The sequence below is a fragment of the Streptococcus pluranimalium genome (assembly GCF_047785745.1).
In the GTDB taxonomy this organism is placed as follows: Bacteria; Bacillota; Bacilli; order Lactobacillales; family Streptococcaceae; genus Streptococcus; species Streptococcus pluranimalium_B.
The window spans coordinates 1-7,230 of sequence record NZ_JBLOJT010000093.1; the positions used below are offsets into that span (position 1 = coordinate 1).

Consider the following 7,230-nt stretch of genomic DNA (forward strand, 5'->3'; position numbering starts at 1 on the left):
AAAAAGCCCTATAACATCCGCAGTGGATTTTACCCACTACAGAAATTATAGAGCCTGAAATATTCACTTGCCTATGCTTGATTAACTAGCACAACGGGTATCAAAGTATTAAAAAGCATCAGCTTTCTGAACGCCATATTCAGATGACTGATGCTTTTTTATGAAACATTATTTACGTTTTTTCTTAGCTTTTTTTATTTTGTTAGCTTGGCGCTTCATGGCCTGTTTCATCATAAATGAACCAGCCTTACCTTTAAGACCTCCACCAAACATCTGACTCATATCCATGTTACCACCCAGAGCTGACATATCTGGCATTCCACCTTGTCCCATCATGCCTTCAAGGGCTGACATATCCATGCCACTCATATCTGGCATATTAGGCATATTTTTAGGAAGATTGTTTGGATTAATACCCATCTGACGCATGGCTTTTTCCATATCTCCCGACATAACACCTTGCATCATTTGCTTAGCCTGGTTAAAATCTTTGATAAACTTGTTGACTTCTACAAAACTATTTCCAGAACCTGCTGCAATACGACGGCGACGACTTGGATTTAAAAGATCTGGATTTTCACGCTCTTCTGGTGTCATTGATGATACAATAGCACGTTTCCGGGCAATCTGTTTTTCATCAACTTTGAGATTAGCAAGAGCAGGATTGCCTGCCATTCCAGGAAGCATCTTCAACAGATCTTCCATAGGTCCCATATTTTGCACTTGGTCTAATTGATCGATGAAATCATTGAAATCAAAGGTGTTTTCACGCATCTTCTCAGCCAATTCCATTGAGCGTTTTTCATCATACTCCTGGCTGGCTTTTTCAATCAAGGTAAGCAAATCACCCATACCCAAGATACGACTAGACATACGGTCTGGGTGGAAGGTTTCAATGTCAGTGATTTTTTCACCAGTACCAGTGAATTTAATTGGCTTGCCAGTAATTTCACGGATAGAAAGGGCTGCACCACCACGGGTATCCCCATCAATCTTGGTTAAGATGACACCTGTAATGTTTAATTGCTCGTTGAACTCACGCGCTACGTTTGCCGCTTCTTGTCCAATCATTGAGTCAACAACCAAGAGAATTTCATTTGGTTGTGCTAAAGCCTGTACATCACGAAGTTCCTGCATCAACGTTTCGTCAATTTGCAAACGACCAGCTGTATCGATAAGAACATAGTCGTTGTGATTTTGACGAGCTTGCTCAAGACCTTGTTTTACAATGTCTACTGCAGGTGTATCAGTCCCCATGTCAAAGACTGGAACATTGATTTGACTACCTAGTGTTTTCAATTGGTCAATAGCAGCTGGACGATAAATATCAGCCGCAATCATCATAGGACGAGCGTTTTCTTCCTTGATGAGTTTATGAGCCAATTTACCAGCAAAAGTTGTTTTACCAGCCCCTTGAAGACCGACCATCATGATGATTGTTGGAATTTTAGGAGATTTTTCTAGTTCAGCTGTTTCTGAACCAAGAATTTCAGTTAATTCCTCGTTAACAATCTTAATGATTTGTTGGGTTGGATCCAGCGTATCAATAATGTCATGACCGACAGCACGTTCACGTATACGTTTGATAAAGGTCTTCACAACTGGAAGGGCAACGTCCGCTTCAAGTAGGGCTAAACGAATTTCCTTCGTTACTTCTTGAACATCCTTCTCAGAAAGTTTCTTTTTCCCACGAATATTTTTAAAGACGCCCTGTAGGCGTTCTGTTAAGCTTTCAAAAGCCATTAAACTCTTCCTCTTTCTTAGTCTTATTTGTTACAACGATAAGGCCCTAAAGACCAAATCACTCTTTATTATCAATACTACTCAAGATAGCTATCTTTTCTTGTAAATACTCATCTCCAGCATAACGTTCTGCAATATCATCAAAAATTTCGCTACGAACAATATAGTCTGAATACATATGAAGTTTCATTTCATATGTTTCTAAAACCTTCTCTGTTCGTTTGATATTGTCATAAACTGCTTGCCGACTGACCCCAGACTCCTCTGCAATCTCTGCTAGACTATAGTCATCTGCATAATAGAGTTCAATATAGTTCATTTGCTTGTCAGTCAAGAGAGCTGCGTAGAATTCGAAGAGAGCATTCATTCGATTGGTTTTTTCAATTTCCATAACCTTTATTTTACCACAAAATGATCACTAATGACTAACTTCTAACCAGATAACAGTATCCTATTAATTATTCTCTAAATAAAACTCAAAACGATCGCCCACATACTGGCTTCGGACATACTCAAAAGGCTGCCCGTTAGTAAGATAAGAAACCTGAGTTAAGGCTAGAATGGCGCTTTTGGGAGCAATTTCTAAATAATCAGCAACCTTATCATCTGCAACTTTAGCTGATATTATCTGTTGACTCTTACCAATTTCATAACCGTTAGCTGTCATAGTCTGAAAAAAATGCTCTGTAATATCCGTTTTATTAAAGTCTTTCACTAATTTTTCAGGAACACTAGTGACTTCAAATAAAACAGGGAGCTGATCTGCATAACGAATTCTACCCATTCGGATAATGTAAGAGTGAGGTTTTATATTAAGATGCCTAACTTCTTGTTCATTTGGATGACTTCTTTCATAAGAGATTAGCTTAGTTGAGGGAACCTTACCTTGTGATTTGATAATTTCAGTGAAACTTGTTGTTCCACGCATCTTTTCCTGAACACGGCTGCTCGCAACAAAGGTTCCACTTCCAACTCGCCTCTCTAAAATGCCTTCTTCGACTAAAAGCGTTACTGCCTGCCTTAAGGTCATCCGGCTCACTTCAAAATGTTCAGAAAGGTCTCGCTCACTCGGAAGTCGTTGACCAATTTTCCATTTTCCTTCATCAATCCCTTTTTTGATACTATCATGAATTCTTATATAAGAAGGTATCATGCAAAGCTCCTTTAAATAATCTCTATTCATTCAAACTGAAACAACTATACCAATAGTTTATCATATTTTCTAAATAATAAGATGTTTTTAAGAAAAGAAATCACTAACACCTGTTTCTTTTATTTTTTGAAGAAAGCTAATGCTAATCTTAAGCAATTGTGCTAGAATAAATTAACTAATGTCCATGTGACGTAAAAAAGGAAGGTAATCATGACTGACATTTCACTTTTGAATGATGTTCAAAAAATCATTGTCCTTGACTATGGTAGCCAGTACAACCAATTGATTGCACGTCGTATCCGTGAATTTGGTGTCTTTTCAGAATTGAAAAGCCACAAGATCACTGCTGCTGAAATCCGTGGAATCAACCCAATTGGTATCGTCCTATCCGGTGGTCCTAATTCAGTTTATGCTGATAATGCTTTTAGTATTGATGAAGAGATCTTTGAATTAGGTATACCAATCTTAGGTATCTGTTATGGGATGCAACTCATTACTCATAAACTCGGTGGTAAGGTTGTGCCTGCTAGTGATGCTGGTAATCGTGAATATGGCCAATCCTATCTCCGCTTAAAATCAAATTCTGAACTATTTGCTAATACCCCAGAGCAACAACTTGTTTTGATGAGTCATGGCGATGCTGTGACAGAAATCCCACAAGGTTTCAACTTAGTAGGTGACTCAGTAGACTGCCCTTACGCCGCGATGGAAAATACTGATAAGAACATTTACGGTATTCAATTCCACCCCGAAGTTCGTCACTCTGAATATGGAAATGACATGCTTCGCAACTTTGCCATGAATATCTGTGGAGCTAAAGGTGACTGGTCTATGGATAACTTCATCGATATGGAAGTGGAAAAAATCCGTGAAACGGTTGGTGATAAAAAGGTACTACTTGGACTTTCAGGTGGAGTTGATTCCTCTGTTGTTGGGGTACTTCTTCAAAAAGCGATTGGCGACCAATTAACATGTATCTTTGTTGACCACGGTCTGCTCCGTAAAAACGAAGGCGACCAAGTTATGAACATGCTCGGTGGTAAGTTTGGCCTCAATATTATCCGTGTCGATGCTTCTAAACGATTCTTAGATCTCCTAGCTGATGTTGAAGATCCAGAGCAAAAACGTAAAATTATTGGTAACGAATTTGTTTATGTTTTTGATGATGAAGCAAGCAAACTTAAGGGCGTTAACTTCCTAGCACAAGGTACTCTGTATACCGATATCATCGAATCCGGTACTGAAACAGCTCAGACCATCAAATCACACCATAATGTTGGTGGGCTCCCAGAAGACATGCAGTTCCAATTGATTGAACCACTTAACACTCTCTTCAAAGATGAAGTGCGTGCGCTTGGTACAGCACTTGGTATGCCTGATGAGATTGTTTGGCGCCAACCATTCCCAGGACCTGGACTTGCTATCCGTGTTATGGGAGCCATTACAGAAGAAAAATTGGAAACTGTCCGTGAATCTGATGCCATCCTCCGCGAGGAAATTGCTAAAGCTGGCTTAGACCGCGATGTTTGGCAATACTTCACCGTCAATACAGGGGTTCGTTCTGTCGGTGTTATGGGGGATGGTCGTACCTATGACTATACCATCGCTATCCGCGCTATCACCTCTATCGATGGCATGACAGCAGACTTTGCCCAACTTCCTTGGGAGGTTCTCAAGAAAATTTCAACACGTATCGTCAATGAAGTTGAACACGTCAACCGCATCGTCTACGATATCACAAGCAAACCACCAGCAACCGTTGAGTGGGAATAAGGAGTTATTTTCTCAGAAGCAATCATAGGATCGATACTTTTCTAAAAGATACTATTCAGATAAAATTAAAACCGACGACTATATTAAGGAGTATCGGTTTTTTTCGTTTGAATGGTGTTTAGTAATTGACTAATGGTTGACTTTTTATCAGAAGATGTTTCTTTTAGTGTCAAATGACTACTACGGTAAGCCTTAATAAAAAGATTAATGGCTTTTAAAAAGAGCTGTCGTTGATATGGTGATAAACGGCGATAAATAGCTAGGTATTGTCGTAATACTAAAGGATTTTTAGTTACCAATTCTTCGAAACTAAGCACACCTCTATCAATAAACTCATCAAATAGCAAATCAATGAGAGATTTTAACTCATAGTTTGACAAGCTTTGAGTCCAAAGTGCAAAGGTTTTTTCAAATTGGAGACTCAATGGAGATAAGGTAGGGACTTGCTGAAATTGATTATTTTTGATATCAACCTTCCACTTGCTCATTGCATGTTGTATAATTCCTTTTGCGTCAGACGCAACAACGATTGGAATTTTATTGGTTTCAAGTATCATTCCAATAAGAGACTCATAAGGTTTGATGGTTATCATTTTATGGGATATATATTGATAGCCTTCTGACTCCAACAAAGGTTTTCGAAATCCTGGTGCATCAAAAATGTATATCAAATCAATATAGTCTTGGAGATCCCTAGGGATTTGAGAAACGGCATAAGCTGCTAAATTCCCACCTTTAGAATGGCCAGAAATGACGATACGTCCTCTTAATTGTGGCAATACTTGGTGTAAGTAGGCACTTGAAGTCCTATGCGCAGGAATTTCACGCATATAAGATAATTTAAAATTCTCTTTCCAGCCAACCAGACTGTCATCAGTACCACCAAAAACGATATGATGCGTTTGGCATTCTGAGATGTCAAAAACCATAGCTAAAAACTGGGTTTCAAATTCCAAATTGACTTCATTCTTATAGTGGCAAAACTGGATCTTTTGATATCGTTTTGCCATTAAAAAAAGATTAAATAGACGGATACGCTCCGGAGTGTTTAAAAGTTTAATAGGAATGCCTTGATCATCATAATGAAATACTTTTTTTAGCTCCTGAATCGAAATAACGTCTTTTTGTCGAATGGCTTTTGGGACATGCTCCATTATCTGTAAATAGGTTAGTTCATTGAAAAGAGTAAAATCTAATAAACACAAGGGCACCTCTGCAAAAGATTTATCCTTAACGGATAGAACATAGTCATATAATGATGCCATAAAGCGTGCTACTCCTTTTCATCCGCTGTCAGAATGGTTTCCATGCGTATTTCTTGAGGCAACATGCCCATGCGCTCATAAAATCGAACAGCTCCTTGATTGGCAGCCCAAAATGTCAAGGTCAAATGATAGCAGCCCAATTCAAAAGCTTTTTCTCTAGCAAAGTGATATAGTTTTTCACCAATGTTTTGCCCCCGAGCTGACTCATCGACACACAAATAATTGATAAACAATATTTTATGAGACTTCATGACATTACTTGATGGATTTTGGAGCATCAAAAAGAGACGCCCTAAAATCTTTTGGGAATTATCTTCATAAAGATAAATCATCTGTTTCTCATCTCGTAATATGTCCTCTAGTTCCTCATTAGTATATTTACTACCTGTTTTTTGAAAAATATCTGGTCTAACCGCATGGTGAACGCTTAAAATTTGTTCTAATAATACTTGAATTTTCGAAATATCCGATAATCTTGCTTTTCTAATTGCCATAATTTCTCCTTACCGTCTTATTATCATAACATAAGTTTCTTGTTCTAAAAACATAAAAATCCGGCTCTATAAGACTGTAGTGGGTAAAATCCTCTACGGATGTTAGAGGGCTTTTTGACTGTATGCAAAAAGTCCCACATGACTTATAATGAAAAGCGACTAAACCATCATTAGAAAGTGTCATATGGAATTATTTAAGAATACCATAGATTTAATTGGATTGAAAGATAACAATATCACTATTTCTTTTGAAACATCAAACTCATATTGACATACGAGCTAAACTTGATTACCAAGCGCCTGCTTGTCTTTTTTGTCATGGAAAAATGATCAAATACGACTTTCAACAACCCTCAACCATCTCGATTTTGGATATCCAAGGCATGCCAACCCTCTTAAAACTCAAGAAACGGCGTTTTCAATGTAAAGACTGTCGTAAGGTTATCGTCGTACAATCCCCATTAGTGGAAAGAAACTGCCAAATCTCGCAACCGGTCTGGGCTAAAATCACACAGCTTCTAACCGAACCCTTAAGCAATGCCGATATCGCTAGGCAATGTCATGTCTCAGTTGCGACTGTCAAAAGACAACTCGAAACCTTCCAAATCATGGAGACCTTTGATAAGCTACCTACCATTTTGTCTTGGGATGAATTGTCAAGAAACAAGGGGCAGCTAGCCTTTATTGCTCAGGACTTTGAGACCAGACAAATCGTCACTGTACTTGAAGATAATAAACAAACCACGATTAATAATCATCCAAAAAGAGAGAATCGGAACGATTCTCTCTAGGTGTTAGCTAT

General features: G+C 38.4%; 6 protein-coding genes and 1 pseudogene. 2 read left to right on the forward strand and 5 right to left on the reverse strand.

The features are described 5' to 3' along the window. Positions 1-168 precede the first annotated feature (168 nt). The 3 genes from ffh to ACMZ6U_RS08510 form a co-directional block, all read right to left on the reverse strand. Positions 169-1,743: a signal recognition particle protein gene (gene ffh, locus ACMZ6U_RS08500; protein ID WP_416107904.1), complete on the reverse strand. Its 1,575-nt coding sequence runs from the start codon at positions 1,741-1,743 to the stop codon at positions 169-171. Between the two features lie 58 nt (positions 1,744-1,801). Next, positions 1,802-2,134, reverse strand: coding sequence for a putative DNA-binding protein (locus ACMZ6U_RS08505; protein ID WP_416107906.1), 333 nt, complete (start codon positions 2,132-2,134; stop codon positions 1,802-1,804). A gap of 63 nt (positions 2,135-2,197) precedes the next feature. Continuing rightward, positions 2,198-2,896 carry a GntR family transcriptional regulator gene (locus tag ACMZ6U_RS08510; protein WP_416107908.1) on the reverse strand — a complete coding sequence of 233 codons (699 nt, stop codon included), beginning with the start codon at positions 2,894-2,896 and terminating at the stop codon, positions 2,198-2,200. A gap of 210 nt (positions 2,897-3,106) precedes the next feature. On the opposite strand from ACMZ6U_RS08510, the gene guaA reads away from it, so the two are divergent. Beyond that, positions 3,107-4,669, forward strand: coding sequence for a glutamine-hydrolyzing GMP synthase (gene guaA, locus ACMZ6U_RS08515; protein WP_416107910.1), 1,563 nt, complete (start codon positions 3,107-3,109; stop codon positions 4,667-4,669). Positions 4,670-4,752: 83 nt separating this feature from the next. Here the strand turns inward: guaA and ACMZ6U_RS08520 are convergent, their stop codons facing one another. Together ACMZ6U_RS08520 and ACMZ6U_RS08525 are read right to left on the reverse strand one after the other, a co-directional pair. Beyond that, positions 4,753-5,934, reverse strand: a complete 1,182-nt coding sequence (locus ACMZ6U_RS08520; RefSeq protein ID WP_416107912.1) for an Mbeg1-like protein — start codon at positions 5,932-5,934, stop codon at positions 4,753-4,755. 8 nt (positions 5,935-5,942) lie between these two features. Continuing rightward, positions 5,943-6,428, reverse strand: a complete 486-nt coding sequence (locus tag ACMZ6U_RS08525) for a GNAT family N-acetyltransferase (protein ID WP_416107914.1) — start codon at positions 6,426-6,428, stop codon at positions 5,943-5,945. A 184-nt stretch (positions 6,429-6,612) separates the two neighbouring features. Between ACMZ6U_RS08525 and ACMZ6U_RS08530 the strand changes: the two are divergent. Next, positions 6,613-7,186 (forward strand): annotated as a pseudogene (locus tag ACMZ6U_RS08530) (transposase family protein); the annotation flags it as partial. Between the last annotated feature and the right edge of the window lie 44 nt (positions 7,187-7,230).